Annotated in this window: 2 protein-coding genes; one reads left to right on the forward strand and one right to left on the reverse strand. The window is 72.5% G+C overall.

The features are described from left to right. Positions 1 to 149 precede the first annotated feature (149 nt). Positions 150 to 2,543 (reverse strand): endonuclease/exonuclease/phosphatase family protein, encoded by a 2,394-nt coding sequence (locus GT042_RS18760; protein WP_237530932.1) that lies wholly within the window; start codon positions 2,541 to 2,543, stop codon positions 150 to 152. 505 nt (positions 2,544 to 3,048) lie between these two features. On the opposite strand from GT042_RS18760, the gene GT042_RS18765 reads away from it, so the two are divergent. Then, positions 3,049 to 4,033: prenyltransferase/squalene oxidase repeat-containing protein (locus GT042_RS18765; RefSeq protein ID WP_161309879.1), on the forward strand; the 985-nt coding region annotated here is incomplete at its 3' end.

Here is a 4,033-nt window from a genome sequence, read left to right on the forward strand (position 1 = left end):
CGTTCACGTCACCGCCCCCGTCACCACGACACACCCAGCCGGTCCGGCGATTGAGGACATCCTTGACCCGCACCCGCCGGACGGGCCGGGGGCACTCCCAGCCCGTCCGGCGATTGAGGACAAGCAGTAAGCCGCGCCGAGCACCGGGCTCAGCCGATACGGACCACCTGCGGATCATGGTCGCTCGCCTGGTCCGCGAACTCCGCATTCACATGCACCACGTCGTACGACAGCCTCCGCACCCCCGGACTCACCAGAATGTGGTCCAGCGTCTGCGAGTTGCCGTCGTACACATAGCTGTACCGCTCGTCACGAGGCAGCGTCGACATCAGATCCGTCAGCACCCGCCCCCGCGTAAGCGCCTCGACCGGCGGCGAGAACGGGAAGTCGTTCAGGTCGCCGAGGACGACCACCTTCGCGGACCGGTCCTTCGACAGCAGGCCGGACACGAAGGTGTTGACCTCCTTCGCCTGGGCAAGCCGCTGCGTCTCCGAGCTGAGCACCGGCGGCTGGAAGCGGCCGTACATCGGCTGGTCCCCGCCCTTGGAGTTGAAGTGGTTGCCGATGACGAAGTACTGGTCGCCGCGGAAGGTGAACTCCCCGACCAGCGGCTTCCGGCTGCTCTTCCACGCGTCCGACGTCGGGTTGATGCGGCCCGGCGACACCGACAGCGTGATGTCCTTGCCGTGCTTGCCCGCCGGGACGACCTTCACGGCCGTCGTCGCGTCGCCGCCCGGGTGGTCGACGAAGCCGACGCGCTTCGGGTTGAAGAGGAAGACGTTGCGGATGTTGCCGCCGGGCTCCCCGCCGTCCGTCTTGTCCTGCGGGTCGACGGACCGCCAGGAGTACGTGGGACCGCCCGCGGCCCGGATCGCCGCCGTGAACTGCGCGAGCGTCTTGTCCGCGCTGAGCGTCCCGTCGTCCGTCGCGCCGTTGTCGTCCTGGATCTCCTCCAGGCTGACGATGTCGGGCGTGGCGAGGTTCTTCACGATGCCCTCGGCCAGCCGGTCGAACTTGGCCTGCGGGTCGCTCGGGTCGAGGTTCTCGACGTTGTACGTGGCCACGGCCAGCTCGTCGGACTTCGCCTTCTTCGCGACCTCCGGCCGGAGCCCGCCGGACTTCAGCGTGCCGAGCGTGGTCGCCTGGAGGGAGTACCCGCCGAAGCTGCCGTAGTCGAGCGGCCCCGAGGTGACGCCCTTGAGCGTGTCGCCGACGTTGGCCGTGACGCTCGCGCCGGTCAGCGAGGCGACCAGCAGGCGGCCCGAGTTCTGCTGGTCGTACGCGCCGTACAGCGTGCCGCCGCGCTCGGTCGGGTTCTGGCGGGGCTTGGTGGTGATCCAGGTCTCGCCGTACTGGTTGGACGCGCCCACGACGCGGCTGTCGCCGACCTGGACGAGCATGCCCTCGCGGGACTCCAGCCAGTCCAGCGCGTACGTACGGGGGAGCAGGGTGAGCGGCTCGATGTTGCCGCCCTTCGCGTCCGGGGCGTACCGCTCCGGCACGGTGCGCGAGCCGATGACCTCGGCGGCGGGCAGCGGGTTGCCCGAGGAGAGGACGACGGTCGTGGGGGCGGTCAGCTCGGTGACGGACTGGCCGCCCGCCGCCGCGCCGCCCGGGTAGTACTCGCTGACCTTGCCGCTGACCAGGACCGCGTCACCGGGCTTCACCTGCGGGGTGACAGAGCCGGTGAAGACGAAGACGGCCTCGCTGGTCGCCGCGTCGTGGTCGGGCTGCGGGTCCTGGAACCAGAAGCCGCGCGACGAACCGGTGGCGCGGACGGCGGTGACCACACCGGGGACGTTGCCGACGGTCGCCCCGGACTGCGGGGAGATCCGGGTGGCGCCCTGGATGTCGTGGATCCGGAGGTCGCCCGGGGTGGTGTCGGTGGGCTCGGGGGTCGGCGTCGGCGTGGGCTCGCCACCGCCGCCGGTGCCCGTGCTGTTACGGGGGGCCGGGGTCGTCGCGGTCAGGTCGGCCGCGTTGTCGTCCGTGTCGGTTAGCGTGGCGTTCCTGCTGACCGAGGTGGTGTTGCCGGCGCCGGTGACCGGGGAGGTCTCCCGTACGGTCGCCGTACCGAAGCCCACGAGGTCCTTGATGCTCGCGTCGGCCGCGCAGTCGGCGGCGGTCAGGCAGGTCAGCGGAGTGGTGGAGTGCACCAGGGCGACCGTGCCGCTCGTCGCGGACAGCGGGATCGTGCCGGTCGCGTCGGGGGCGGGCAGGGCGGTGTCGCCGCCGGTGCCCTTGGCCTCCTGGATCAGGTAGCTGCCACCGGCGGGGACGGCCCCGGTCAGCGGGGTGGCCTGCCACTTGGAGGTGGGGCTCGGCGCGCCGCTGAGGTACTGGACGGACCAGCCGGTCAGGTCGAAGGGACCGTCACCGGCGTTGCCCAGCTCGATGAAGTCGTTGGTCAGGCTGGCGCCGCTGTTCCCGCCGCCGCCGTACACCTCGGCGATCACGGCGTCCGGTGAAGGGCTCGCCTCGGCGGTGAACGGGAGCGCGATGAGCGACCCGACCAGGCCGACGGGGACCGTCAGGGCGACCAGTCTGGCCCGCCTGCCGCGCAGGGCCGGGGGTATGGATGAGGGCACGAGGAGCCCTTTCTCTGCTGTGAGAAGGCCGAAAGTCGGCTCAAGATACGCGCGTAGATACGCTCCCAACAAGACCCCTTTGCGCCCAAAGGCCAAGTGTTTCCCGAGTGTTCGCCGGATTTAACCTGGTTGTCGGGTGGGGCGACGGGGCGCGTCCGTGGCGGACGCGCCTGATCCGCCGCGCGTGTGCGGGGTGGGAACCGCTCCCCGGGACCGCGCCGGGAGGCCCCTCCGCCCGGGGGCAGTTGGGCCGGGGCCGGTACAGTGTGCGAGTCGTCATCTGTCCGTACGGGGAGAAGCCGGGGCAATACCGGCGGTAGCCGGAATGTCCCGCCTACGGTCGTGACCGGCTCGCGCCACCGGAAACCGCCGGTGGACGGCATCGTCGAGGTTTACGGGGCCGGAGCCTGGTGCCTGAGTGTGCCTGAGCCCGGCTCCCGCAGGAGAGGCCCAGCCCGCCATGACCACCGTTCGCCGCAGTGCGGCCGTACTCGCCGCATCCGCCGTGCTGTGCGTGACTCTCGCTCAGACGGCCGTCGCGGGCGGCGATGTACGGGCCCCGTCCCCGAACGCGCCCTCGTCGACACCGGCCCCCTCGACCGCGAACCCCTCGACGCCGGCTCCGTCCTCGCCGTCCCCCTCGTCTCCTCCCGCGGATACCGCCCCGACCACGTCCTCCACCTCTACCCCCGCCACGCCCGCCGGTCTCACGGCGCCCAGGCCCGCCGCGCTGCCGCCCGGTCTGTACGGCACCGCGGACCCGACGCGGGACGGGGTGTGGCGCCAGTCGCTGGCGATGCTGGGGCAGTACGCGGCCGGCCAGCGGCCCGCCAACAGCGCCATCCTGTGGTTGAAGGGGCAGCAGTGCGCGAGCGGCGCGTTCCCCACGTACCGCGCCGATCCCACCGCCCCGTGCGACGCGGACACGGTCACCGACCCCAACGCCACGGCGGCGGCGGTGCAGGCGCTCTCCACCCTCGGCGGCCAGCGGCCCGTCATGCTCAGCGCCCTCAACTGGCTGCGGAGCGTGCAGAACCCGGACGGCGGCTGGGGCCACAGGCTCGGCGGCCCGAGCGACGCGAACTCCACCTCGCTGGTGATCGGCGCCCTGAGCGCCACCGGCATCCGGCCCAGCTCGTTCCGCTCGTCGGAGGACCACCACGCCTACGACGCCCTGCTCGGCCTCGCGGTGCCGTGCGGCAAGGGGACGGGCCGTACGGGCGGATTCGCCTACCAGCGGGGCGGGCCGGGTGGTACGGCGCAGCTGGTCGCCGACAACGACGCCACGGCCGCGGCCGTGCTCGCCGGGGTCGGCAAGCGCATGGTCGTCGCGCCGGTGAAGGCGGGCCCCGCGCCGGTCTGCCGGGGCACGTCCGGCCTCACCCCGGAACGCGCGGCGCGCAACGGCGCCGCCTACCTCGCGTCCGCGCTGGCGCGGACCGGGC

This window comes from Streptomyces sp. SID3212 (assembly GCF_009865405.1).
GTDB lineage: Bacteria > Actinomycetota > Actinomycetes > Streptomycetales > Streptomycetaceae > Streptomyces.